General features: G+C 69.5%; 24 protein-coding genes and 1 pseudogene. 10 read left to right on the top strand and 15 right to left on the bottom strand.

Annotation, left to right across the window (positions count from 1 at the left end; translation table 11 throughout):
* Nucleotides 1–109 precede the first annotated feature (109 nt).
* Entirely contained in the window at nucleotides 110–2,962 is a 2,853-nt protein-coding gene (locus ACFXIV_RS26180) for a BTAD domain-containing putative transcriptional regulator (RefSeq protein ID WP_379398497.1), read from the bottom strand.
* Between the two features lie 125 nt (nucleotides 2,963–3,087).
* Nucleotides 3,088–3,705 (bottom strand): TIGR03085 family metal-binding protein, encoded by a 618-nt coding sequence (locus ACFXIV_RS26175; protein WP_379398495.1) that lies wholly within the window; start codon nucleotides 3,703–3,705, stop codon nucleotides 3,088–3,090.
* Between the two features lie 247 nt (nucleotides 3,706–3,952).
* Between ACFXIV_RS26175 and ACFXIV_RS26170 the strand changes: the two genes are divergently transcribed.
* Both ACFXIV_RS26170 and ACFXIV_RS26165 read left to right on the top strand, forming a co-directional pair.
* On the top strand, nucleotides 3,953–4,342 hold the full coding sequence (locus ACFXIV_RS26170) for a DUF4189 domain-containing protein (protein ID WP_379398493.1): 390 nt from the start codon (nucleotides 3,953–3,955) through the stop codon (nucleotides 4,340–4,342).
* A gap of 38 nt (nucleotides 4,343–4,380) precedes the next feature.
* Nucleotides 4,381–4,941, top strand: coding sequence for a hypothetical protein (locus ACFXIV_RS26165; protein WP_379398491.1), 561 nt, complete (start codon nucleotides 4,381–4,383; stop codon nucleotides 4,939–4,941).
* Between the two features lie 219 nt (nucleotides 4,942–5,160).
* Here the strand turns inward: ACFXIV_RS26165 and ACFXIV_RS26160 are convergent, their stop codons facing one another.
* Both ACFXIV_RS26160 and dapA read right to left on the bottom strand, forming a co-directional pair.
* The gene (locus ACFXIV_RS26160) at nucleotides 5,161–7,146 is read right to left on the bottom strand and encodes a ribonuclease J (RefSeq protein WP_379398489.1); all 1,986 of its coding nucleotides are present in this window, start codon (nucleotides 7,144–7,146) and stop codon (nucleotides 5,161–5,163) included.
* On the bottom strand, nucleotides 7,143–8,051 hold the full coding sequence (gene dapA, locus ACFXIV_RS26155; RefSeq protein WP_379398487.1) for a 4-hydroxy-tetrahydrodipicolinate synthase: 909 nt from the start codon (nucleotides 8,049–8,051) through the stop codon (nucleotides 7,143–7,145). Before dapA ends, ACFXIV_RS26160 begins: the two co-directional genes overlap by 4 nt.
* Before the next feature lie 146 nt (nucleotides 8,052–8,197).
* Here dapA and ACFXIV_RS26150 point away from each other — a divergent pair, with 146 nt between their 5' ends.
* Entirely contained in the window at nucleotides 8,198–8,647 is a 450-nt protein-coding gene (locus ACFXIV_RS26150; protein ID WP_379398485.1) for a hypothetical protein, read from the top strand.
* A 4-nt stretch (nucleotides 8,648–8,651) separates the two neighbouring features.
* Here the strand turns inward: ACFXIV_RS26150 and ACFXIV_RS26145 are convergent, their stop codons facing one another.
* The 4 genes from ACFXIV_RS26145 to ACFXIV_RS26130 form a co-directional block, all read right to left on the bottom strand.
* Nucleotides 8,652–9,698, bottom strand: coding sequence for a hypothetical protein (locus ACFXIV_RS26145; RefSeq protein WP_379398483.1), 1,047 nt, complete (start codon nucleotides 9,696–9,698; stop codon nucleotides 8,652–8,654).
* Nucleotides 9,685–10,974, bottom strand: a complete 1,290-nt coding sequence (locus ACFXIV_RS26140; RefSeq protein ID WP_379421335.1) for a sensor histidine kinase — start codon at nucleotides 10,972–10,974, stop codon at nucleotides 9,685–9,687. Before ACFXIV_RS26140 ends, ACFXIV_RS26145 begins: the two co-directional genes overlap by 14 nt.
* On the bottom strand, nucleotides 10,971–11,669 hold the full coding sequence (locus tag ACFXIV_RS26135) for a response regulator transcription factor (RefSeq protein WP_354839345.1): 699 nt from the start codon (nucleotides 11,667–11,669) through the stop codon (nucleotides 10,971–10,973). The genes ACFXIV_RS26140 and ACFXIV_RS26135 overlap by 4 nt, the downstream gene beginning before the upstream one ends.
* Before the next feature lie 76 nt (nucleotides 11,670–11,745).
* Nucleotides 11,746–12,198 carry a flavodoxin family protein gene (locus ACFXIV_RS26130; protein WP_354839343.1) on the bottom strand — a complete coding sequence of 151 codons (453 nt, stop codon included), beginning with the start codon at nucleotides 12,196–12,198 and terminating at the stop codon, nucleotides 11,746–11,748.
* A 566-nt stretch (nucleotides 12,199–12,764) separates the two neighbouring features.
* Between ACFXIV_RS26130 and ACFXIV_RS26125 the strand changes: the two genes are divergently transcribed.
* On the top strand, nucleotides 12,765–13,952 hold the full coding sequence (locus tag ACFXIV_RS26125; RefSeq protein ID WP_379398479.1) for a cytochrome P450: 1,188 nt from the start codon (nucleotides 12,765–12,767) through the stop codon (nucleotides 13,950–13,952).
* Nucleotides 13,953–13,958: 6 nt separating this feature from the next.
* Here the strand turns inward: ACFXIV_RS26125 and ACFXIV_RS26120 are convergent, their stop codons facing one another.
* The gene (locus tag ACFXIV_RS26120) at nucleotides 13,959–14,591 is read right to left on the bottom strand and encodes a hemerythrin domain-containing protein (RefSeq protein ID WP_379398477.1); all 633 of its coding nucleotides are present in this window, start codon (nucleotides 14,589–14,591) and stop codon (nucleotides 13,959–13,961) included.
* Nucleotides 14,592–14,603: 12 nt separating this feature from the next.
* Nucleotides 14,604–15,446 (bottom strand): NAD(P)H-binding protein, encoded by an 843-nt coding sequence (locus tag ACFXIV_RS26115; protein WP_379398475.1) that lies wholly within the window; start codon nucleotides 15,444–15,446, stop codon nucleotides 14,604–14,606.
* 177 nt (nucleotides 15,447–15,623) lie between these two features.
* Between ACFXIV_RS26115 and ACFXIV_RS26110 the strand changes: the two genes are divergently transcribed.
* Nucleotides 15,624–16,103, top strand: a complete 480-nt coding sequence (locus tag ACFXIV_RS26110; RefSeq protein WP_379398473.1) for a MarR family transcriptional regulator — start codon at nucleotides 15,624–15,626, stop codon at nucleotides 16,101–16,103.
* Between the two features lie 215 nt (nucleotides 16,104–16,318).
* On the opposite strand, the gene ACFXIV_RS26105 is transcribed toward ACFXIV_RS26110, so the two are convergent.
* Nucleotides 16,319–16,798 (bottom strand): DUF1992 domain-containing protein, encoded by a 480-nt coding sequence (locus tag ACFXIV_RS26105; protein WP_379398471.1) that lies wholly within the window; start codon nucleotides 16,796–16,798, stop codon nucleotides 16,319–16,321.
* 71 nt (nucleotides 16,799–16,869) lie between these two features.
* The gene (locus ACFXIV_RS26100) at nucleotides 16,870–17,517 is read right to left on the bottom strand and encodes a TetR/AcrR family transcriptional regulator (protein ID WP_379398469.1); all 648 of its coding nucleotides are present in this window, start codon (nucleotides 17,515–17,517) and stop codon (nucleotides 16,870–16,872) included.
* Between the two features lie 99 nt (nucleotides 17,518–17,616).
* On the opposite strand from ACFXIV_RS26100, the gene ACFXIV_RS26095 reads away from it, so the two are divergent.
* The 3 genes and pseudogenes from ACFXIV_RS26095 to ACFXIV_RS26085 all read left to right on the top strand — a co-directional run bounded on the left by ACFXIV_RS26095 (nucleotide 17,617) and on the right by ACFXIV_RS26085 (nucleotide 18,205).
* Nucleotides 17,617–17,835: an NAD(P)-binding protein gene (locus ACFXIV_RS26095; protein WP_379398467.1), complete on the top strand. Its 219-nt coding sequence runs from the start codon at nucleotides 17,617–17,619 to the stop codon at nucleotides 17,833–17,835.
* Nucleotides 17,778–17,963, top strand: a pseudogene (locus tag ACFXIV_RS26090) (hypothetical protein); the annotation flags it as partial. The gene ACFXIV_RS26095 and the pseudogene ACFXIV_RS26090, both read left to right, overlap by 58 nt.
* 74 nt (nucleotides 17,964–18,037) lie before the next feature.
* Nucleotides 18,038–18,205 carry a hypothetical protein gene (locus tag ACFXIV_RS26085; RefSeq protein WP_379398465.1) on the top strand — a complete coding sequence of 56 codons (168 nt, stop codon included), beginning with the start codon at nucleotides 18,038–18,040 and terminating at the stop codon, nucleotides 18,203–18,205.
* Between the two features lie 161 nt (nucleotides 18,206–18,366).
* Here the strand turns inward: ACFXIV_RS26085 and ACFXIV_RS26080 are convergent, their stop codons facing one another.
* Nucleotides 18,367–18,837, bottom strand: coding sequence for a VOC family protein (locus ACFXIV_RS26080; protein WP_379398464.1), 471 nt, complete (start codon nucleotides 18,835–18,837; stop codon nucleotides 18,367–18,369).
* Between the two features lie 70 nt (nucleotides 18,838–18,907).
* On the opposite strand from ACFXIV_RS26080, the gene ACFXIV_RS26075 reads away from it, so the two are divergent.
* Together ACFXIV_RS26075 and ACFXIV_RS26070 are read left to right on the top strand one after the other, a co-directional pair.
* Complete coding sequence (locus ACFXIV_RS26075; protein ID WP_379398462.1) at nucleotides 18,908–19,564, top strand: TetR/AcrR family transcriptional regulator; 657 nt, start codon at nucleotides 18,908–18,910, stop codon at nucleotides 19,562–19,564.
* Between the two features lie 60 nt (nucleotides 19,565–19,624).
* Nucleotides 19,625–20,629, top strand: a complete 1,005-nt coding sequence (locus ACFXIV_RS26070) for a PHP domain-containing protein (RefSeq protein WP_379398460.1) — start codon at nucleotides 19,625–19,627, stop codon at nucleotides 20,627–20,629.
* A gap of 101 nt (nucleotides 20,630–20,730) precedes the next feature.
* Here the strand turns inward: ACFXIV_RS26070 and ACFXIV_RS26065 are convergent, their stop codons facing one another.
* Both ACFXIV_RS26065 and ACFXIV_RS26060 read right to left on the bottom strand, forming a co-directional pair.
* Nucleotides 20,731–21,888, bottom strand: a complete 1,158-nt coding sequence (locus ACFXIV_RS26065) for a lipase family protein (RefSeq protein ID WP_379398458.1) — start codon at nucleotides 21,886–21,888, stop codon at nucleotides 20,731–20,733.
* A gap of 51 nt (nucleotides 21,889–21,939) precedes the next feature.
* Nucleotides 21,940–22,524 (bottom strand): DUF6817 domain-containing protein, encoded by a 585-nt coding sequence (locus ACFXIV_RS26060; RefSeq protein WP_379398456.1) that lies wholly within the window; start codon nucleotides 22,522–22,524, stop codon nucleotides 21,940–21,942.
* Nucleotides 22,525–22,526 lie beyond the last annotated feature (2 nt).

The following is a 22,526-nucleotide window of genomic DNA, read 5'->3' as shown; positions in this document are numbered from 1 at the left end:
TCACCCGCCTCGAAGCGGCCCGAAACCACCCGTCACACTACGTCGCGCCCCGGCTGTACCGGCCCATTCGCGCGCCGGAAAAACCGCCACGGCCTGCAGCGCGGCTGGATCAGCGGGTCGCGGGGAGGGCGGTCCAGGTGGTGAGGGCGGTGTCGAAGTCGGGGATCTGAGTGCTCGCGGTGCGGTAGCACTCGGCGGCGTCGAGAGTGCGGCCCAGGCGGCGCAGGGCCGTGTAGCGGACCAGCAGGTTGTGGGTGTGGGCTGCGCCCCCGGCCGAGATCCGGGTGGCCTCGGCGCGTTCGGCGTGCTCGGCGGCCTGGGCGTAGCGACCGGCGGCCAGGTCGGCGCGGGCGGCCCGGGCGTGGATCACCGATTCGAAGCGGGTGTTGCCGAAGCGGCGGGCGGTGACCAGGGCGGCATCGAAAAGGCGTGCGCCGCGCTCGGCGTCGCCCTCGCTGCTGAGAATCCAGGCAGCCTCGGTCAGACCCCACACCACATTGCGGCGCACCCCTGACTCGTTGTCGCCGACCACCGCCCGGGCCGCAGCGGCCAGGGAGTCGCGGTTGCGACCGGCCGCCGAATAGGCCCGGGCGAGTAGCGAATACGCGACGCGGACGCACTCGGAGCTGTCGGCGCGTCGGTAGTAGGTGAGGGCGGTCGCGAAATGGGTTGTGGCGCGGGCCGGGTCGCCGTCGTGCAGGGCGAGCACGCCCGCGAAGCCCTGAATCGCGCCGGAGGTCCAGGGATCGATATCCGGATCGTCGTCGGCGAGCAGCCCGCGCACGTGCACGGCCGCCCCGTGCGGCTCTTCCAGTTCCGCGGCCAGCGCGAAGACCAGCGCCAGCCGGGCCCGGCGGGCTGCCACGATGTCACCGTCGGAGGTGATGGCCTGCACCAGCTCTTCGAGGACCTTGACCAGGTCGACGGTGGCGTCACAGGCCAGTCCCGTCTCGGCCACGGTCAGTGCCAGGTCCGCCGCCAGCACCCGATGCCTGGGCGTCCCCGCGACCGCCAGCCGGTAGACGGCGGCCAGATTGCGGCGCTCGATGGTGAGGAAGTCGCGAGTCGAGTCCAGATCGCCGAGGCGGGTGCCGGGGTGCCCGGTGGGCGCGAGACGCAGACGCAGACCCGGATGCCGCACGCGCAGTACCGTTTTCATGGTGGCCAGGTAGTAGTCGAGCAGGCGGGCGGTGACATCGAGTTCGCGCTCGCGGTCGGGCCGGCCGAGCGCGAACAGGCGCATCAGATCGTGATAGTGGTAGCGGCCCCGGCCGACCGATTCCAGCATGCCGCGGTCCACCAGCTCCTCGCACAGGTCCTCGGCCACCGATTCGACGGTGTCGAGGACCGCAGCGGTGGCGGCCAGCGAGAGCTCGGGCAGATCGGCGACGGCGAGCAGCCGGAAGGCGCGCGCCGTGTCCGGCGGCAGTTGCTCGTAGCCCGCGCGGAAGGCGGCCGTCAGCGCCAGGTCCCCGGCCCGGAAGCGGTCCAGGTCATGGCGTTCGGCCGCGAGCCGGTCCGCCTCGGAGACCACCGTCCACTGCGGCCGGGCCGCCACCCGCGCGGCCACGATGCGCACCGCCATGGGCAGCAGGCCGCACAGCTCCACGATGCGGCGTGCCGCCTCGGGTTCGGCCGCCACTCGCACCGCGCCGACGATGCGGGTGAACAGGGTGACGGCCTCCTCGGGTTCGAGCACCGTCAGCGCCGCGGACCGCACACCGGGGAGGGCGGTGAGCGGACGGCGCGCCGTCACCAGCACCGCGCAGCCGGAGTCCCCCGGCAGCAGCGGCGCGACCTGCGCTGCGTCGCAGGCATTGTCGAGCACGAGCAGCAGGCGGCGGCCGCTACTGGCGGACCGGAACAGCGCGGCCCGCTCGGCGACGCCGACCGGAATCTCCTTCTGCGCCACGCCCAGTGCGCGCAGGAATGCGCCCAGCACGTGCTCCGGTTCGGCCGGCGTCGCGCCGGCGCCGAACAGATCCACGTACAGCTGGCCGTCGGGGTACAGGTCCCGGATCCGGTGTGCCACATGCAGAGCCAGCGCCGTCTTGCCGACCCCGCCCATCCCGGAGATGGCCACGATCGGCCGGGTCGCGCCGAGCACGGCGCACAACTCCCGCACCAGATCATGACGGCCGGTGAAATCGGCTGTGTCGGGCGGCAATTGGGCCGGCCTGGGCGCGACGACGGCGATCGGCGCGGTCTCCGCTGCCACGGTGGGCAGCTCGTCGGCCAGGATCTGACGGTGCAGCTCCGCCAGCGCCGGACCCGGCTCGATGCCCTGTTCGGCCACCAGCAGCCTGCGAATGCGCTGGTATTCCTCGAGCGCCTCGGTGCGGCGGCCCGCCCGGTAGAGGGCCGTCATCATGAGCCCGCGCAGCCGCTCGCTGTGCGGATCACCGGTGATGAGCGCGGCCAATTCGGCCGTGGCGTGCGAGAAGTCGCCGCGTTGCACGGTGAGCTCGAGAAGATCCTCGGTGAGGACGCGATGCAGCCGCCGCAGCCGCGCACGCTCGGCCGCGGCCCACGGCCCGGGCACGCCGGTCAGCGGATCACCGCGCCACGCGCCTAGCGCGTCACGCAGCGCGACGTCGGCGGTCTCCAGGCAGCCGGCAGCGCGCGCCTCGGCCGCCTCGCCACGCAACCGGTCGATGCGGTCGACATCGAGGTGCAGCGGCCCGTCCAGGCGATAGCCGCGCGCTTCCGACGACAGCAGCACCGTTTGCTGCGCGGCCAGATGCTTGCGCAGCGCCCACGCGTAATTCCGGAGCGCGCCCACCGCCGAGCTCGGCCGTTCGGCACCCCAGATGCCGTCGACCAGTTCCTCGACCGACACCGTGCGCCCGCGCGCACACGCCAGCATGGCCAGCGCCGCCTGCTGTTTGGGCGGCATGGGCGGAATCGGCACGCCATCGGCCGTCAACTCGACCGGTCCGAGAACCGCCAGTTGCCAAGACATTGCCTACCACCTCATCACACACGGGCCGCTGCCGAGGACGCAAGCTACCGCTCGACGCGTGATCGTTTCATGACCGGTGTGCGCGCTGCCACTCCCGCCGGGCGGGCGGTCGCGAGGGCGGCGGGTCAGACGCTGCGGTCGAGGGCGTGCACCAGCGCCACGTCGTCCGGGGCGCCGGTGGCCTCGAGCCGAACGGCATTGCGGCCGAACGCATGCAGCAGCAGCTCGGACGGCGGCCCGGCCAGCACGACGGTACGGTCGCCAGCCTGGCGGGCGACGGTGCGGCGGCCGTCGGGCGTGGAGAGCGCGACAGTAACCGGCGATTTGCGATATGCCATGCGCGCCAAGCCCGTCAGCATCTTCCAGAGCTGGTTCTCATCGGCGGCGGACAGCGTGCGCGGCTCCCAGCCGGGCGCGGCGCGGCGGACGTCCTCATGGTGGACGAACATCTCGGTGGTGTTCATCAGCGAGTCGACCGGGCGCAGGAGAAACGGCGGGCCGCTGCGCACCTCGTCGAGCAGGTCGGCGAACGGGCGCTGGGTGACCTTGCGCTGCACGCTGTCCAGATAGGAGGCGAAGGGCTTCAGCAGGATGCCGGGGGCGGCGTCGGGGCGGCGTTCCCGGACGACCAAGTGCGCGGCCAGGTCTCGGGCGGTCCATTCACCACACAGGGTGGGCGCGTCCGGGCCGGCTTCGGCCATCGCTTGAACCAGGGCCTGGCGCTCCCGTTGAGCCAAAGTCATAAGGGGAACCTTAGTCGGGGATGTCGGAACGCGCACGACAGCGTTAAGGAAACCACCCGGTCCTTCATAAGGACGGGAGTTGATCGTGATCGCGGCTTCCGGTTGTGTCAGTGCGGCCGGCCGCGACGCCGCACTCGAGGACACTGCACAAAACACAGATCCGGGTTGGCGTCAACCTTTCCGTATCGGTAGCTTGATCCCTCGGTCCATAGGGTCGTGGATCCGAAAGCACAAGAAGGGCAACACTTTGAAGAAGATTGTCAGCGGCGCAGCCGTGATGGTCGCGGCCGCCGGCTCCCTGCTGGCCGCGACCGCGGCTCCGGCCAATGCCTACCAGGACTACTACTACGGCGCCATCGCGCTGTCACCGTCCACGGGTCATATCGGCTACTCCTACGACTATTCCGACAGCCCCTCGGCGCAGAACGCCGCCATGAGCTCGTGCCCCCAGGCCGACTGCCACATCGTGGCGCGCTTCGCGAACGGCTGCGGCGCGATCGCCTACTCGTCGCGCGACGGCTACTACACCTTCGGCGCGGCCTCCTCGCGCAGCGCGGCCAAGAGCCAGGCGCTGGGCCGGAACTCCGGCGACGCCACCATCATTCACTGGAACTGCACCACCGGCTACCAGCTCTGATCCGACGGCGCCATTCCAAGACAACGGGGAGAATTTCGTTGAAGCACACCATCTTTCGCGCGACCGCCGCGCTGATGCTGGCCACCTCGGCCTTCGGCCTGGTGGCCTGCAGCAAGTCCGATGACAGCACCAAGGCCGCGGCCACCACCTCCGCGGCCGCCCCCGCCGGCAAGTTCGACGGCAGCACCGAGGGCGACGGCAAGATCACCGGCGCGGCCCCCGCCCCCACCACGGTCGCGGATCTGCCCAAGCCGAGCGTGCAGGAACTGAACGACAAGGTCACCAAGGCGTTCGACCCGTCCATCGACTCCAAGACCAAGACCGACTGGATCGAGGACGCCGCCCTCGACCCGCAGCTGGCCCAGAAGCTGGTCGACGCCGCCAAGGCCAACAACGTCACCATCAAGATCACCAACGTCGGCGACCCGGCGAACGGCAAGCTCAAGGCCGACGCCGACGTCACCATCGACGGCAAGCCGGTCCAGAACGCCACGGTCTCCTTCGTCGCCGATGGCAGCGACTGGAAGATCGACCACAACTACGCCTGCAGCATCGTCAAGGCCGCGAAGCTCGATTCGGCCGCCTGCCAGGACAAGTAGAAACTCTTGTAGTTCCCGCCCCGGGCGGAGTGCCGCCTCCGGCGGTGGACCCCCGGCGGAGGAACGCCCTGGCAGGAGAACCGCCCAGTTTTGCCGCCCCCGACAGCAGAACCGTCGGGGGCGGAGCTGTGTTCGCAGCGGATTCGGCCGCGCGACAGGCGAAACCGCCCGAACAGCGGAATGCTGCTCGGGCGGTTGGGTTTTCGGTTGTGCGCCGGGTCAGACGCCGATGACCGTGGGGACGATCATGGGGCGGCGGCGGTAGGTCTCGGCCACCCAGCGGCCCACCACGCGGCGGACGGACTGGGCGATGCGGTGGGTGTCGGTGACACCCTCGACCGCCAGGCGGTGCAGTTCGTTCTCGACGAGTTCCTGAGCGCCCGCGAGCGCCTCGGGGTCGTCGGAGAAGCCGCGGCCGCTGACCTCCGGTGTGCTGACGGCCTTTCCGGTGGCCGAGTCGACGGCGACATTGATGGAGACGAAGCCGCCCTCGCCCAGGACCAGGCGGTCGGAGAGGGTGGACTCGCCGACGTCGCCGACCGAGAGGCCGTCCACGTAGACCTGGCCGACCGGGACGCGGCCGGAGATGGTGGCGATGCCGTCCACCAGGTCCACCACCACGCCGTTCTCGGCCAGGATGACCCGCTCCTCGGGCACGCCGGTGGCCACCGCGAGCGCGCCGTTGGCGCGCAGGTGCCGCCACTCGCCGTGCACGGGCATGGCGTTGGTCGGGCGGACCGCGTTGTAGAGGTAGAGCAGCTCGCCCGCCGAAGCGTGGCCGGAGACATGGACTTTCGCGTTCTGCTGGGTGACGACCGTGGCGCCCAGGCGGGCCAGGCCGTTCACGACCGCGAAGACCGCGTTCTCATTGCCGGGGATCAGCGAGGAGGCCAGCACCACCAGATCGTCCGGGCGGATATTGATCTGGCGGTGGTCGCCGCGCGCCATGCGCGACAGCGCCGACAGCGGCTCGCCCTGCGAGCCGGTGGAGATCAGCACCAGCTTGTGCACCGGCAGGTTGGCAGCCTGATCCAGGTCGACCACCAGGCCGTCCGGGATGTCCAGGTAGCCGAGGTCCTGCGCGATCTGCATATTGCGGACCATGGACCGGCCCACGAAGCACACCCGGCGGTCGTAGCGCTGCGCCACATCCACCACCTGCTGGATGCGGTGCACGTGAGAAGCGAAGGAGGCCACGATGACCCGGCCCTTGGCCTTGCCGATCACATTGTCGAGCACCGGGCCGATCTCGCGCTCGGGCGTCACGAAGCCCGGCACCTCGGCATTGGTGGAGTCGACCAGGAACAGGTCCACGCCCTCGTCGCCGAGGCGGGAGAAACCGGCCAGGTCGGTGAGGCGGCCGTCGAGCGGCAGCTGATCGAGCTTGATGTCACCGGTGTGCAGCGCGATGCCCGCGGGCGTGCGGATGGCCACCGCGATGGCGTCCGGAATCGAGTGGTTGACCGCGAAGTACTCGCAGTCGAACGCGCCGTGCTGGGTGCGCTCACCCTCGGTGACCTCGATCAGGTTGGGCTGCAACCGATGTTCGCGGCACTTGGCCGCCACCAGCGCGAGGGTGAACTTCGCGCCGATGACCGGAATGTCGCGCCGCAGGCGCAGCAGGAACGGCACCGCGCCGATGTGATCCTCGTGGCCGTGGGTGAGGATGACCGCGGCGATATCGTCCATGCGGTTCTCGATCGGACCGAAGTCGGGCAGGATCAGGTCGACGCCGGGCTGCTGATCCTCCGGGAACAGCACTCCGCAGTCGACGATCAGCAGCTTGCCGTCGTACTCGAAAACGGTCATGTTGCGGCCGATTTCACCGATGCCGCCGAGCGCGAACACCCGCAGGCCGCCCTTGGGCGCCTTGGGCGGGGTGCCCATCGCGTGCGGGTCGCGCGGGGCCGGGGCCGGCTCGCGATCGCGGCCACCCTGCCGGGACCGGCTGCCACCGCGGCGGGTGCGGTCACCGCCGCGGCCGCCGCGGCCGCCACGCTCCCGAACCGGTTCGGCCGCAGCCGATTCCGTGCGCGGGGCGGCGGCTTTCACCGATTCCTGCGGCGCGGCAGCGGTGCTCGCCTGGGCGGCGGGTTCCGCCTGGGCCGGAGCCGGCGCGGGCTGCACGGGAGTCTCCGCAGCCGGGGCGGGCGCACCGGCGGCGCGGCTGGCGGTACGGCGGGGGCGACGAGCGGGGCCGGTCATGCAATCACCCCGGCCGCGCGCAGGTCCACCGCGAGTTCGTCGAGTTGATCCTGGGTCGGCATGAGTTGTGGCAGCCGTGGTTCCCCGGTCTCGACGCCGAGCAGGCGCAGCGAACCCTTGGTCATGGCGACGCCGCCGAGGCGGGCCATCGCCCGGTTAAGCGGGGCCATGCTCACATTGATCTCTCTTGCCCGCTGCACGTCGCCGGCGCGATAGGCGTCGATCAATGCGCGCAGGCGGTCCGGCACGAGATGGCCGATGACGCTGATGAATCCGGTCGCGCCGACCGACAGCCACGGCAGGTTGAGCACATCGTCGCCGGAGTAGAAGGAGAGCCCGGTCTCCGCGATCAGCTCGGCGCCGGCGCCCAGGTCGCCCTTGGCGTCCTTGACCGCGACGATGCGCGGGTGCTCGGCGAGCCGGCGAATGGTGTCGGTGGCAATGGGAACCACTGAGCGCGGCGGAATGTCGTAGAGGGTGACCGGCAGGTCGGTCGCGTCCGCGACGGCGGTGAAGTGGGCGAACAGGCCGTCCTGGCTGGGACGCGAGTAATACGGGGTGACGACCAGCAGGCCGTGCGCGCCCGCGCGCTGCGCGTTGCGGGCCAGTTCGATGCTGTGCGCGGTGTCGTAGGTGCCGGCGCCCGCGATGACGGTGGCACGGTCGCCCACGGCGTCCACGACGGCGCGCAGCAGATCGAACTTCTCGGACTCGGTGGTGGTCGGCGATTCCCCGGTGGTGCCGGAGATGGCGAGCAGATCGACGCCACCGTCGATCAGGCGGGCGGCCAGCGCGACACCGGCATCGACGTCGAGCTTGCCTTCGGCGGTAAAGGGGGTCACCATCGCGACACCTACTGTGCCGGACGCGTGCAGCTCGATTCGCGTCGATTCACCGTTCGTCATAGTCAGAAGGCTACAGCCTTGCCCGAACGGGATTTGCATCGTTATACCCGAACCGTGCCCGGCGCGATGGTGATTCGCGTCAAGCGACCATTTCTGGCGTCAGAAGTTTCCTTGAATGACGTCAATGACGGCGTCACACTGGTGTCATGGATCTCAACAAATACACCGCCCAGCTGCGCGAGAACCTGATTGCCGCCGCGGCACTCGGCGATGAGAAAACCCAGGCTACGGCCGCCGCCCTGGCCGCCGCCACCGAGAACTCCGCCCGGCTGGTCCTGCTGGCCGCGCTCTCGGAACTGGCCGCCGAGGTGAGCACGACCCTCCCCGACCGCACGGTGCACGTGTCGGTCGACGGGACCGACGCCCACATCGACGTGCGCAAGACCGCGGGCGAGGAGGACCACCCCACCTTCGACGAGGTCACCGGTGACATCAGCCGGGTGACACTGCGGCTGGTCGAGCAGATCAAAGCCCGTGCCGAGGAGGCGGCCGCGCAGAGCGGGCAGTCGCTGAACTCGTGGCTGTCGACCACTGTTCAGTCCGCGCTGCGCGACCAGATGAAGCGGGGTGGCCCCGGCCGCTGCGACGCCCCGTGACCGATCAATCGGTGATGGTCGTGACCTTGCCGTCGGTGTCGATCTCGGTGCGGCGATCCTCGTCGGGGGCCGTCGCCAGCACCGTGGCCAGTACGTGACGGCCCAGCGGCAGCACCCGGACCGTGATACGGCCGGCATTGATGGCGTCGAGTTCCCTTGTGGCGGCATCGATCACGCGCTTGCGCACCCATTCGGGGACGCCCGCGAAGCCGCCGTCGTCGAGGAGCACGACCTCCACGCCGCGCGCCCGCGCACCCCGGGCCGCGCCGCTGAGCTCGTCGGTGACCAGCTGCGGTGCGCGCAGGCCGTCGCGGAGTTCGGCCTCCAGCAGCCGGCATTCCTCACGTTCGGCGGCGGTCAGCTCCGCGCCGTCGGCGATGCGTTCCAGGATCGGCCGGGCCACCCGGTCCAGGCGGGCGAGCTGACGGGTGCGCTCACTGTCCGCGGCGGCCATGGTGGCCTCGGCCGCGGCCCGCATCATGGCGTCCTCGCGCAGGATGCGCAGTGACCGCTGCATGGGGCGCATGACCGCGGTGAACACCGAGATGGCGGTGACGGTGCCGACCGGGACCAGCGAGCCGACCAGGGTGCCGGGATGCAGATGCGAGCCCAGGCCGAGGGCCACCAGCACCGTCGCGACGGCGATGACGCCGAGCCACGCGGTGCGAATCCGCCCGCGCAGCACCAGGACCGCGAGGACATAGGACGAGGCGAAGGCCGACCACACCGACTCGTTCGGCAGATCGTGAGTGGGGGTCATGACCGTCAGGGCAGTGGCGACCGGCGGCGCGGCGGCCGCGTACAACGCCACCGGAATCGGCAGCGGGTCCACCGGAATCGCGGTGACCAGCGCGCCCGCGCTGAGCATGAGCACCAGACTCGCGAAGGCCGCCCACGGCGGTGACTGGCCGAAATTGCGCATCATGTACAGCGCGATGACGGCCTCGAGAATGAGCAGGAACAGCCAGGCGGTGCTGCCGCGCAGCCCGAGCAGATCACGCAGCCCGAACCGGGGTTCCAGGTCGATACCGGAGCTGTCAGCGTGAGCCATCGCCACCCCATACCAGTGTCACGGTGGTGCCCTCGCCCGGCTGGGATTCCACGAACGCCGAGCCGCCGGCCAGCTGGCGCATGCGGCCCAGGATGCTCATGGAGATGCCGAGGCGGTCGGCGGAGACGGCGGCCAGGTCGAAACCCGCGCCGTCATCGCTGAAGACGATGCGAATGCTGCCCGCGCTGACCGTGGCGGTAACGGTGCGGCGCACCTCCCGGCCCGGAACGGCGGCGTGGCGCAGGCTGTTTCGCACCGCCTCGGTGAGCGCGGCGGCAATGGTGCTGGCCGAGTGCACGGGCATGCGCAGGTCGTCGTAGCCGGGCCAGGTGCGGGTGGCGAAGCGGATGCTCGGATTGATCTCCTGCACCGCGGCCCGCAGGAACAGCACCGCGGAGCGGGCGTCGAGCAGGTCGGGATCGCGCTGGGCGCCGCGGCATTCGTCGAGCTGCTCCAGGGTGCGTTCGGCCTGACGTTGCAGTACATCGGATTGGGTGCCGGCCCGGGACGCCTCGAGCAGCGTGGAGAGCACGGCGTCGTGGATGAGGGCGGCGAAGCGGGCGCGCTCCCGGTCGCGGGACTGGGCGGCGGCCTGGGCGGCGGCGCGGCGGCTGGTGATCGCGGATTCGCGGTCTACCCGGGCCGCGGCGCCGGTAGCGGCGGTGCCGCACCAGACGAACAGGGCCGCCAAACCCGCTGAGCGCAGGAAGTTCTCGGTCACATGCTGCGGGGTGACCGAGCTGAGCGTGTACACGGTGGCCAGGGCCGCCGAGGTCGCGGCGGCCAGCAGATAGATCACGGTCACCCGGCTGGACCAGGCCAGCACCGCCGCGGTGACCGCCAGCGCGGTCACCCGGTACGGCCACACCGTGGTGGCGTCCACGGTGTGAATTTCCAGCCCGAACGGGATGGAGGCCAGGGCGCCCAGGAAACTCAGTGCCGCACAGCCGCAGACGAAGCGGATGGCGCGCGGACCCGACACCGCCGACACCACGGCGATGATCGGATACCAGCCGAAGGCCAGCACCACCGCGGTCACCGTCCACCAGGCCGGCGCGTAGCGGCCCTGTTCGGCCACCTCCGGCAGTTCGACGCCGCCGACGATAATGCCGGCGATGCCGATGGAGATGCCCAGCCGCCGCATGATGCGGTCGTAGGCGGCGGTGGCCGGGTCCTCCCGCATGCTGAGGCGGGCGCGCAGGCGCTGAGTGTATGCCGCGAGGGACGGCATCGGCCGGGGCGCGGCCGGGGATTCCAGGGTGCCCGAGGCCGTCATGTCCGCGGATTCCGCTCGGGAACGGGCAGCCACCCGTCCTCGACGGCCCGCTTGTACAGATCGGTCTTGGTGGGGGCCGGGCGGCCGGCGTCGGCGTACTTCTGCCGGATGCGGCCCAGATAGTCGTTGACGGTCTGCTCGGACAGGCCGGTCATGCGGGCGACCCGCGAGGCCTTCTCCCCCGACGCGTACAGCTGCAGCACCTGCTGCTGGCGCGGGCTCAACCCGACATCGGACAGCTGCGGGTCGCCGTCGATGGCGGCGGCCCAGTCGGTGGTCACCACCTGTTCGCCGTGCGCGGCCCGGCGTACCGCCGCGACCACCGTCGGCATGTCCTCGGACTTGCGCACCACACCCAGCACGCCCGCCCGGGCGGCCGACCGGACCAGGAACGGATTGTCCGCCCCGGTGAACACCAGCACCTCGATCCCCCGCGCCCGCAGCGCCCGCACATTGTCATCGGGCGAGGACCCGTCCGCGAGCCGCAGATCCAGCACCACCAGATCCAATCGCGGCCCCGCCGACAGCAATTCCGCCACGGTCCCCGCCGTGATCACCAACTCCAGATCGGCTTCCGGGGCCAGCATCGCCGACAACCCGATTGCCACCGACTCATGGTCCTCGACCAGCCCGATGCGGCGTATCCCCGACTCTTGCGCCTCCACGGCGGCCGTCACCTCTTCCCACACTCCCAAGTGACGTTCCCCGAGAACGCCCACTCGAGTATGACGGGCGAGCCGCCGAATATGTCAGCCACCAGAAATCGGGGGCTCAGCCCATCAGCTGGGCGGCGATGGTGGCCCCCAATTCCCAGCAGCGCTCGATCTCCGCCTTCTCCGGCTTCCCCAACACGATCACCGGCGCGGCCGCTTTCTCCCAGCCGAGTCCGGTCGTCGCGCTCTCGACACTCCGCTCGGCTCCCTCGGTCCCTTGATTCCCGTGGATGTACAGCCCGTAGGGCCGGCCCCGGGTCGAATCCAGGCACGGGTAGTAGAAGGTGTCGAATGCGTGCTTGAGCGCTCCGCTCATATAGCCGAGATTCGCGGGCGTCCCCAGCAGATACCCGTCCGCCGCGAGCACATCACTCGCCGTCACGCCCAGGGCGGCCCGCCGTACGACGTCGACCCCTTCGATCTCGGGATCCGTGGCGCCCGCCACCACCGCCTCGAACATCTCCTGCATGAACGGCGACGGCGTGTGATGAATGATCAACAGAGTCGGCACGTCCCGAGCCTAACCCTCCTCTGCCGCCCAGCCCGGCCCCTCGGCCGTCTGGCGGCGGCCCCGATCCGAGCGTCGGTCGAGGCCGCGAGAGTTTGTAGTTCACATAGTGGTGAACGCGCTGCAACATCGGTCTGAACGCCTAAGCCGTTGTGGCCGAGCCGGTGTCGGACTCCATGTTCCCGCGCCTCGGCAATTGGCCGCGGCAGCGGCCGTGACCGGGGGCGATGACGGACGCAACCGTCCACCTCAGAGTTCGCTGCGACTTCATCGAGGATTGCGGTAAGATTCCCGCATCACCGAAACATGTTCCAGCGAAACACATCTCGCAGGTGAATGTGTCCGGGAAGTGAACGCTGATCATTGACTCGAAGCTGGAGTGCTGCTGGCGAACTGAAGACGGCATCGATGTATCCGATTGCCCGGCAAGTGGATACGCGCCATCAGCATTCCAGCAGCAAAACCGACCGTTCTCGATCCTGTGTGATCGTTGCACCGAGGGCCGTGGAACTGGTCGCACCATCCGTCCATGGGAGCTACATCTTGGTAACTGACGTGTTCGAGGCCGCATGAAGCTGTATTCGCCCGAGTTCACCGCCGACCCCCGCACCGCGTACGACCGGATGCGGCGCGAGCACGGCCACCTCGCCCCGGTCGAAGTGGCGGCGGGAGTTTCGGCGACACTGGTGATCGGATACCGTGCGGCACTGCGTATTCTGAGTGATCCGGACCGTTTTCCCGCCGATCCGAGAGCGTGGGAGTCGAGTCTCCCGCAGAACTGTCCCGTCCTGCCGATCATGGAGTGGGGGACGATCGGTTCCGGCGCGGAGGAGGAGCACCGCACGCGCTATCGGCCCGCGTACCTCGAGACGCTGCGCGCCGTCGATCTCTTCACCTTGCGGCGTGAGGTCGAGGCCGCCGCGGTGCCGTTGATCAACGAATTCTGCAGTGCGGGAAAGGCCGACCTGCTCGACCAGTTCGCGGTGCCGCTGACCGTCCGGGTGGTCAACAATCTGCTCGGCCTGTCCCCGGAGGTCGGCGAGCGGGTGTTCGACGCGATGGCCGTCCTGCGCGACGCCCCCGACGAGGAAACCTCGGACCGCTACAACCAGCGCCTGACCGGAGACCTGCTGGAGGCGGTCTCGGCCAAGCGGCGCGAACCCGGCACGGACGTGATCTCGCGGCTCATCTCGCACCCGGCCGGGCTCGACGACGCCGAGATCGTGGCGCAGCTCGCGGTCCTGTATGCCCGCGGCAGCGAACCCACCTGGAATCTGATCGTCAACACGGTGCTGTTGATGCTGACGGACAAGCAGTTCCACGATGATCTGCTCGCCGGTGCCTTGACCGTGCGGGACGCGATCGACGAGGTGCTGTTCGTCAATCCCCCGCTGGCCAACTCGTGCGCCCGCTATCCCCGTCAGCCGCAACTGGTCGAGAATGCGTGGCTGCCGGCCGACCACCCGGTCGTCATCAGCTCGACCGGATGCAATTCCGATCCGGCGGTGGCGGGCGACCGAATCGGCAACCGCTCGCATCTGGCGTGGGGCGCTGGATCACGGTCGTGCCCAGCCCAATCCGTGACCCTGGTCATCGTGCAGGAGGCACTGGACCAACTGCTGGACGCGCTACCCGAGATCGAATTGGCCATGCCCACAGAACAACTCGAATGGCGGCCGAGCGCATTCCATCGCGCACCCGCCGCGGTCCCGGTGATCTTCCCGCCCGCCCTGCCGCTGGCCGTCCCGACCCCGTGAACACCCCTATCGCCACAGGCGGCTGCGGCGGTAAAGGGGCTGGAACGCCACACGATTCAGGACGCCGACCGGGGCGGGCATGGCGGCCAGGAACGCGCGGTGCTCCTCGGGGGTGACGTCGTCGAGGATCCACGGGATGTAGACGGCCGCGCCGGAGGGGCCCTGACGCCGGGCCATCGCGGAGCGGAAGGCCGCCCAGTCCGCGGCCGTCAGTTCCTGCTGGATGAGTGGCAGGGCGGCAATCTCCTCGTGCCGCATGTGATTACCGAGGCCTTCGGTCAACTCCCGGACGCGTGCACCGAGATTCGGGTCTCGGCCCGCGATGGCCTCGTCCACGCTCGCCAGCAGCGGATCCAAATGCGCGTGCTCGGCCTCCATATCGGCGATGAGCGCGAGTTCGACGGGACGGCCGGTCACCGCGCGGAGCAGCGCGGGCCACAGCACCGCGTCCTCGACCGAATGGTGCACGTCGAGTTGGCGTTTGAAGTTCGCCCAGCCGGCCCGCACGCCGGGAGCGTCCATCCGACCGGCGTCGGCGGCCTCGCGCAAACGCCCCAGATCGCGGCGAAAAGCATTGTGGGTGGCATACATCGGCGTGAAGTCGATGAGTTCGGAATTCGATGGGGAGTCGACGGACATCGGTGGATCCCTTCAGTTCTGGAATGCGGAGGTGTTCTCGTCGGCCCACTGCGCGAAGGTGAGCGCGGGCCGGCCCAGCAATTCCGCGACAATGCCGGTGGTTGGGCCCGGGGTGCGGGCATAGTCGGCGAGCGAGCCGAGCAGCCGGTCCGGAACCTCCTCGGGCAGGCCCTGGGCCAGCAGCGCGGCCCGCACCTGGTCCGGCGCGACTTCGGCGAACGACAGGTCGGTGCCGAGGGCCTTGCCCAGGATGCGCACCTTGTCGCGTTGGTCGAGTGACTCCGGGCCGGTGAGGACGTAAGCCCGTCCGCCATGGCCGGATTCGGTGAGGGCGCGAGCCGCGACGGCGGCGATATCGCGCTGGTGGATCGGTGAGGTGGCCGCGGCGGCGTACGCACCACGGACGGTTCCGGTGGCGCGAATCTGCGGGGCCCAGGCCAGCGCATTGGCGTCGAAGTCCGCGCAGCGCAAGGCCGTCCACTCCAGGCCGGAGTCCCGCGCGGCCTGTTCCGCGGCCCGGAATCCGTCGGCGAAGCGCGGTTCTCCCGCCGGGTACTGCACCGTCAGCGCGGAGATGACCACGGCGCGGCGCACGCCCGCCGCGGCGGCCGCGGCCAGCAGGTCATCGGCCGCCGCTCCGACCGCCCGCGGGCTGATCAACACCGCTTCCGCGCCGTCCCACACCGGACCCAGCGAGCGCGGGTCCGAGGGATCCCCGCCGACCACACGCACATCCGCGGGCAGCGCCGCCCGTTGCGGATTCCGGCTGACGGCCGTCACCTGCTGCCCGGATTCCAGCAGGTGCTGGATGGTTTCGCGGCCGACGACTCCCGTCGCGCCGGTGATGACGATCATCCTGGACTCCAATCATTTGTACGGATTTCATATAATTCAAAGGTAGATGATACGAGTTCCGTATTACAAGGTGAGCTGGATCACTCGCTTGTCGACACAATCGCAGGTCGAGGCCAATCCAGCGCCAACTACGGGTGACGTAAAGTACGAAGCTCATACGAGCCGATGGGAGGCGTGGTGAGTGCGGCGGCGGATCGCGAAGAAGCCCGACTGCGGCGGCGCGTCGCCGGCGACATCAAGGGCGCGATGCGCGGGCTGCGCAGCAACCTGGCCATGCTCAACCGTCAGGTCGGGGTGCACCTGGAACTGCGCGACGTCGACGTCGACTGCCTCGACGTGATCAACAGCCAGGGCCCCATCAGCCCCACCGCCCTGGCCCGCGCCGCAGGACTGCACCCCGCCACCCTCACCGGCATCCTCGACCGGCTGGAGCGCGGCGGCTGGATCGTCCGCGAACGCGCCGCCACCGACCGGCGCTCGGTCGTGGTCCGAACCCTCCCCGACCGCCTCGGCGAGCTCTACCACCTACTGTCGGGCATGAACAGCTCACTGGACGAGATCTGCGCCGACTACACGACCGAGCAACTCCAGCTCATCGCGGAATTCCTCCGCCGCAGCGCCATCGCAGGCCACGACTCCGGCCGCGAACTCCAGTAGCAGCCACCGCCTTCGCCCATAACGGAATCCCAACGGCGGCAACGACACCCGGTCGCGCCCACAGCGGCCGCGCAGCCCGGGTACGATCGCCGGCGGTGGCATGACCGAGGGGCTGCGTCCATGGCGATTCCGCCGAGTTCCGGTGGGGTGGAGTGGTTTCCGTGGGATGAGGCCGAGGCTTCCTTGATGGTGCTACCAGTCCGTCCACGGAAGTCTCAGGTTCTGAAAAGTCGTCGCCACCATGGCCGTTCGATGGGGGCGGCTGGAGGCGGGGTTGGGGTGCGGGGTGGGCGGGCGGATTTGCGTTCGGCGCGCCAGGTTTCGACGACGTCGTCGACCTTCAGGGGTCCGATCGGGACGTGAGGGCCGGTCGGCATGCGGAGGTAGTGGACTATGCGGTCGTTGAGGGACGCCACGGTTGCGCGAACATCCTTTTCGGAGAACATGTCCCGGACGGTTTCCTGGATTCGCTCGCGTTCCCGGCGGAGGATGATCGATTCGGGGAGGAGGGCGTCTCCGCCCAGGCCCTCGCGCTTCAGATAGTTGCGGAGCCACCAGTCTTCGTCGGCGGCGCCGGGCGGGATGGGCCGGCCCGCGCCCTTCAGGTTGTCGAATTCGCCCCGCTCCGTTGCCTCGCGGACCTGTTTGTCGATCCACGATTCGAAGGAGAGCCCGGGCGGTTTGCGCTCGGTCATGACCCGATCCTACCGATCACCGCGGAACAGCCGGGTGAGCGCGCGATCGCGAGATCCCTTCCGGCGCCGCGTCAGTTGCCGGCGCGGTAGGGGTCGAACACGGTGGTGACCAAGCGGTGGGCGGTGGCGACGGCGTGGCCGGCGTCGCCCTCGGCCAGGCCGAGCAGCGGGTCCAGGCCGGGGACGTGGGGGGCGAGGGCCAGGTGGGGCAGCATGAGCAGCAGCAGGGCGAGCAGGGCCTGGGTGTCGGTGCCGGGGCGGAGGGCGCCCTGCGCGGTCGCCACGTCGAAGAGGGGTTGCAGCACGGCCACGTAATGGCGGTTGACGGCTTCCCGGACGGCGGTGCGGGCCACGGGGTCGGGTTCGAGGTTGGCGGCGGCGGTCATCGCGCGCTCGAGCGGGTGGTCGTAGAAGTAGCGGAGCCAGGCTTCGAGGAGGACGTCGAGGGAGCCGAAGAAGTCACTCTCCCAGTCGAGTTCGCTCGCGGTCGCCTCCATGGCCGAGCGGATCCGTTCGCTGGACAGTTCCGCCAGGTAGACGTACATGTCGGCCTTGTCGGCGAAGTACTGGAACAGGCTGCCCTTGGAGACGCCGGCCTCGCGGCAGATGGTGTTGAGGCTGCCGCCGCTGAACCCGCGGGCGGCGAATTCGGCCTCGGCGGCGGCCACCACGGCGGCCCGGCGCGGCGCGGCGAGCCGGTCCCAAGTTCCTGTCGGCATCACCGATCTCCTCTCCCCGCGGGCTATTGACTGTGCGACGGTTTCGATCCTACAGTGACCGGCGGTCATATGACCGCTGGTCATAAAGGAGTCCGAATCATGTCCACCAAGTCCAACGAGCCGGGAACCCGCGCCGACGAGCCAAGGGTTTGCGTCATCGGCGCGGGCTCCGCGGGTATCGCGGCGGTGAAGGTGCTGGCCGAACGCGGCATCGACGTGCACTGCTACGAGCTGTCCGACCGGGTCGGCGGCAACTGGGTGTGGGGCAACAGCAACGGGGTGCCGGCTTCCTGGACCCGTTTGGTGACAATCGGATAGGCCTGTACCGCCGGGTCTTCCATCCGGAGGTGCCGGGCCTGTACTTCGTGGGGCTGGTGCAGCCGCTGGGTGCGATCATGCCGATCGCCGAACGCCAGGCCCACCTCATCGCCGACCACCTGCAGGGCCGCTATCACCTGCCCGGACCGGCCGAGATGGAGCGGGAGATCACCGCACACCGGCGCGGCATCCAGCGTCGCACGTGGCCTCCAAGCGCCACACCATCCAGGTCGACTTCGACGACTACATGCGCGATCTGCGGCTGGAACGCCGCCGTGGCGCGCAACGCTCGGGCGGCCGCTCCCGGGTCGATCGCCCGACCGCGAGCGTCGCCGCCCGGCGCGCCCGCGACGGCGAGGCGGTGGCCTGATGCGCGAGAACACCACGGGCGCAAGCGAACACGAGGTGTGGTTCCCGTCCGAGGACGGGAACCACTGCGCGGCGACCCTCCATCTCCCGGAAGAGCGGCCCGGGAGCCGTCCGCCGGTGATCGTCATGGCGCACGGGCTCAGCGCGATCCGCGCCATGCGGTCAACGAGTCTCGTTGCGCTCCAGAGCTTCCGCGGTTTCACGGGCATTGTCGATGGCCAGCGGGTCGTCGCCGAGCGCGGTATGGGATTCGACGGTGTAGAAGCGCACCTCGTGGCCGTCGGGGTCGCGCAGCTCGGGGAGGATCCAGCCGATGGTGGCGAAATGGACGCCGGCATGGGGTTCGCCGAGGGCGGTGAGATGCGCGGCCAGCGCCTGCATGGCGGGCCGGTCGGGTACGCCGATCGAGAAGTAGTCGAATCCGGCTGCGGCGACGGCCTTTTCGGGGTCGAGCCGCAGACCGAGCATGGGACCACCGGCCGGGTGATGCAGGGCGACACCCCTCAGGTCGCCCTGCTCACGGAATTCGACGCCGACGGTGTAGCCGAGGCGGGTGCGGTACCAGCCGATGGACCGCGCCAGATCGGACACAGGGAGTTTGAGGTGATGCACCCCGGCGAGCGTGGGGATCATCGCTGCTATCCTTTGCAGTATCAGTGTAATGATGCAGCATCGCTGTAGTGATGCAGTAAGGATGCAGCGAATGAGCCCCGGTGTCAAGAAGACGTCTCCGCTGTGGGACGCCCGCAAGGCCGAGACGGAACGGAAGATCCTCGACGCGGCGCGCCGGCTGTTCATAGCCGACGGGTACGCGGTGACCTCCCTGGCCGCGGTCGCCGAGGCCGCCGAGGTGGGCTCGCGGACCGTCTACCTGCGCTTCGGGTCCAAGGCAGAACTGCTCAAACGGACGATCGACGTGGCGATCGTCGGAGATATGCAGGACATCGATGTGGCACACCGCGACTGGCACATCCGGGCCGCCACCGCACCCACCCTGGACGAACGAATCACCGCCTACGCGCGCGGCGCTCGCGAACTCATGGAACGCGCCGCCCCGGTCATCGCCGCCGCGGTTGCCGCCGAAGCAAGCGAACCGCTGATCGCCGAGGCCGCCCAGGCCGGGCGCGCCGCCACACAGCAGCACATCGCCGACATCTGGCGGCGCATGCACGCCGACGGCCTGCTGCATCCCGACGCCGATCTGGACTGGATCATCGCCACCGTCGGCCCGCTCGGCCAGGCCGACACCTACAACCTCATGGTCCGCACCCTCGGTATCGATCCGGACGGTTACGAGCGGTGGCTGTCCGGCACCTGGTTGCGCCTGGCGACCACGCCCTCGCGCCTTCGCGAATCCTGAGGCGCGCGACGATGTTCAGATCGTCGCAGGTTCGGCCGTCGCCGCGGGCACACTGAAGACATGGATCCTGTCGTCGCGTTGCGGATGATCGCGTTCTTCAAGGACCGGGCCCGGGAGGATTCCCGGCGGGTGATGGCCTATCGCAATGCCGCCGACATATTGGAGGGGCTCGACGATGCCGAGCGGGAACGGCTGGGGCGGACCGGCGACTGGCAGTCGCTGCCGGGGATCGGGCCGAAGACGGCGGCGGTGATCGCGCAGGCGTGGGCCGGACGGGAGCCGGACACGCTGATCCAATTGCGGACCGCTGCAAAGGATCTCGGGGGCGGCGAGTTGCGGGCCGCGCTGAAGGGCGACCTGCACGTGCATTCGAACTGGTCGGACGGATCGGCGTCGATCACGGAGGTGATGGCCACCGCGCAGGCGCTGGGGCACGAATACTGCGCACTCACCGACCACTCACCCCGCCTGACCGTCGCCAACGGGCTCTCACCGGATCGGCTGCGGCAGCAACTGGATGTCATCGACGAGCTCCGCGACCGGTTCGCGCCCCTGCGCATTCTCACCGGCATCGAGGTCGACATCCTCGACGACGGCGCGCTCGACCAGGAACCCGAACTGCTCGACCGGCTCGACATCGTGGTCGCCAGCGTCCATTCCAAGCTGAAGATGGACGCCGCCGCCATGACCCGCCGCATGGTGCGCGCCGTATCCGGCGGCCGGGCCACGGTCCTCGGCCACTGCACCGGCCGCCTCGTCGAAGGCAACCGCGGCACCCGCCCGGAATCGAAATTCGATGCCGAACAGGTCTTTTCCGCCTGCCGCGACCACGGCGTGGCCATCGAGATCAACTCCCGCCCCGAACGCCGCGACCCACCCACCCGCCTCCTGAACCTGGCCCTCGACCTGGGCTGCCACTTCTCCATCGACACCGACGCCCACGCCCCCGGCCAGCTCGACTTCCTGGGCTACGGCGCCCAGCGCGCCCTCGACAACGGCGTCCCCGCCGACCGCATCATCAACACCTGGCCGCTCGACAAGCTGTTGAGCTGGGCGGGTTCATAGCCCCGATCAAGATCAGGGAGCTCTCGGCGCGGGTCTGTCCGAGTCACCGCAGTGAGAACTCCCTGATCATGTTGCTCGGGGCGTGGGACGAACTCGGCGGATCAGTGCGGGCAGGTGGACTGAAAGGGCTTGTTCGCGAACAGGTCGTCGATCCAGGACGACCACTGGGGTATGACGGTGGCGGGCGCGTCGTGGCCACCGGGGACGGTGAGGTCGTGGACCGGGGTGCCCAGGGTGCACATTTTGGAGATCGCGGCGGTGGACCAGGCGGTGTCGACAAGTTTGTCGGCGTCGCCGCGGGCTATGTAGATGGGCAGTGAGGTGGCCGAGTGGGGGAGGTTCGTTCGGGATTGGAAGTCGGTGAACGGGCGGGCTGCGGCGTCGTCGGCGAAGGATGCCTCCGCGGGGGTGGCGGCCTGGCCGAGGGCGATGTCGGCGGGGGTGAGGGTGCCGCTGCAGGCGGATTCGAGATGTGGTGCGGCGGTGAGCAGATCGCCGTGCAGGACCTGGTCGTAGCGGTAGTCGGGGGTGGTGTCGCGTACTGCGGCAACGAGATACGGGATGATCAGGTATTGGTCGGGGGCGTTGAGGGTGCCGGTGCGGACGGTGTCGACGAGCTGGAGTTCCAGCGCGGGTGACAGGAGGACGACGCCGTGGAGGTTCAGGTCCGGCGCATAGGATTTCGCGGTTTCGGCGGCCGATTCGGCGGCACGGCCGCCCTGGGAGACGCCCAGGAACACGGTGTCGGAGGACAGCGGGAGGCCGGTGGAGCGGGCGGCACGGATCGAATCGAGGACGTCGTAGCCGGAGGATCGGGAGTCCAGGTACGGGGCGTTGCCGGGACCGTCGAGGCCCTGATAGTTCGTCATCACCACGGCACGGTGCCCGGCCAGAAGTCCGGCCACGGTGGCGGCGGAGCCGAAGAGGGTGGGCGAATTGGTGGGTGCGCAGGCGCTGACGACTCCGGAGGTGCCGTGGGCGAAGGCGATGACGGGCCAACCGCCGGCCGGGGCGTCGCCGGCGGGGAGGAAGACCGCGCCCGATACCTCGATCGGTTTCCCTGCCGGGGAGGTGGATTGATAGCGGATATAGGTGGCCGAGGACATCGCGGCAGTCAGGGCGGAATCTAGATTGCCCAGCGATCGCTGTGAGACCAGCTTTCCGGGAGAGTCCGCCGTCGACGCGGTCGTGTCGGAGGTGGTGCCGCAGGCGGTCAGAAGCAGGGCAGCCAGTACCGGGAAGACAATCGCTGCTCGCATGCCGCTCCTTCGGATCGGGGTTCGATGACAGCCGCCTCGATTAACTCGAATCTAGCTGTTGCGACCACCCCGGCCGGGGAAGGGCGCCAGCTGACCTTCGCAGGCGGACCAGGCGGACGGCGAGAGGTGGGAACGGACACGCGCGAAGAGCTCGTAGAGCCCCGCGCTGTATTTCGCTGCCAGTTCGGCATTGTGCGCCAGCACGTCCAGCTCGTTGGCGACCGTCAGCTCCAGAAAGGCCCGGAAATCGGGCTCGGAGGGCTCGAACTCGCCGCCGGTGAAGCGGTCCCGGAACCGCACCGGATCCGCGTCGATACGGGGATAGACCGTTCCGCGATCACAGGCGGCGTACTGATAGATCCACCCCTCGGCCCGAGCGCCGACCAACTCGACAACCATTGCGCGATCGTATAATTCGACGAGCGAGACACCGAATCCGTCGGTGCCGTACACAGCGTGGGCTAGGCCGGCGAGCTGGAGGTCGCCGTCATGTCCCCACACCGCGAGCGTGTCGGCGACCCGGCCCAGGTGGGCGAGCAGCGTCCCGCCGGGATGGTCGATGGTCTGCGTGCCGCGATCCCGCAGGAACCGCTCGACGCGGTTCCTGCGGGATGCGAGGGATTCCGGCTCGTTCACCT

The sequence above is a fragment of the Nocardia sp. NPDC059236 genome, from assembly GCF_042754085.1.
Classification (GTDB): domain Bacteria; phylum Actinomycetota; class Actinomycetes; order Mycobacteriales; family Mycobacteriaceae; genus Nocardia.
This window is presented reverse-complemented; position numbering and strand designations above follow the sequence as displayed.

Bases quoted from the DNA above. Each gene is read 5' to 3' on its own strand.
- dapA (WP_379398487.1), bottom strand. From the start codon at position 8,051: ATGACGAACGGTGAATCGACGCGAATCGAGCTGCACGCGTCCGGCACA.
- ACFXIV_RS26160 (WP_379398489.1), bottom strand. From the start codon at position 7,146: ATGACCGGCCCCGCTCGTCGCCCCCGCCGTACCGCCAGCCGCGCCGCC.
- ACFXIV_RS26100 (WP_379398469.1), bottom strand. From the start codon at position 17,517: ATGCCGACAGGAACTTGGGACCGGCTCGCCGCGCCGCGCCGGGCCGCC.
- ACFXIV_RS26175 (WP_379398495.1), bottom strand. From the start codon at position 3,705: ATGACTTTGGCTCAACGGGAGCGCCAGGCCCTGGTTCAAGCGATGGCC.
- ACFXIV_RS26105 (WP_379398471.1), bottom strand. From the start codon at position 16,798: ATGACCGAGCGCAAACCGCCCGGGCTCTCCTTCGAATCGTGGATCGAC.
- ACFXIV_RS26120 (WP_379398477.1), bottom strand. From the start codon at position 14,591: ATGTCCGTCGACTCCCCATCGAATTCCGAACTCATCGACTTCACGCCG.
- ACFXIV_RS26065 (WP_379398458.1), bottom strand. From the start codon at position 21,888: ATGCGAGCAGCGATTGTCTTCCCGGTACTGGCTGCCCTGCTTCTGACC.
- ACFXIV_RS26115 (WP_379398475.1), bottom strand. From the start codon at position 15,446: ATGATCGTCATCACCGGCGCGACGGGAGTCGTCGGCCGCGAAACCATC.
- ACFXIV_RS26180 (WP_379398497.1), bottom strand. From the start codon at position 2,962: ATGTCTTGGCAACTGGCGGTTCTCGGACCGGTCGAGTTGACGGCCGAT.
- ACFXIV_RS26145 (WP_379398483.1), bottom strand. From the start codon at position 9,698: ATGGCTCACGCTGACAGCTCCGGTATCGACCTGGAACCCCGGTTCGGG.
- ACFXIV_RS26125 (WP_379398479.1), top strand. From the start codon at position 12,765: ATGAAGCTGTATTCGCCCGAGTTCACCGCCGACCCCCGCACCGCGTAC.
- ACFXIV_RS26095 (WP_379398467.1), top strand. From the start codon at position 17,617: ATGTCCACCAAGTCCAACGAGCCGGGAACCCGCGCCGACGAGCCAAGG.
- ACFXIV_RS26080 (WP_379398464.1), bottom strand. From the start codon at position 18,837: ATGATCCCCACGCTCGCCGGGGTGCATCACCTCAAACTCCCTGTGTCC.
- ACFXIV_RS26070 (WP_379398460.1), top strand. From the start codon at position 19,625: ATGGATCCTGTCGTCGCGTTGCGGATGATCGCGTTCTTCAAGGACCGG.
- ACFXIV_RS26140 (WP_379421335.1), bottom strand. From the start codon at position 10,974: ATGACGGCCTCGGGCACCCTGGAATCCCCGGCCGCGCCCCGGCCGATG.
- ACFXIV_RS26075 (WP_379398462.1), top strand. From the start codon at position 18,908: ATGAGCCCCGGTGTCAAGAAGACGTCTCCGCTGTGGGACGCCCGCAAG.
- ACFXIV_RS26150 (WP_379398485.1), top strand. From the start codon at position 8,198: ATGGATCTCAACAAATACACCGCCCAGCTGCGCGAGAACCTGATTGCC.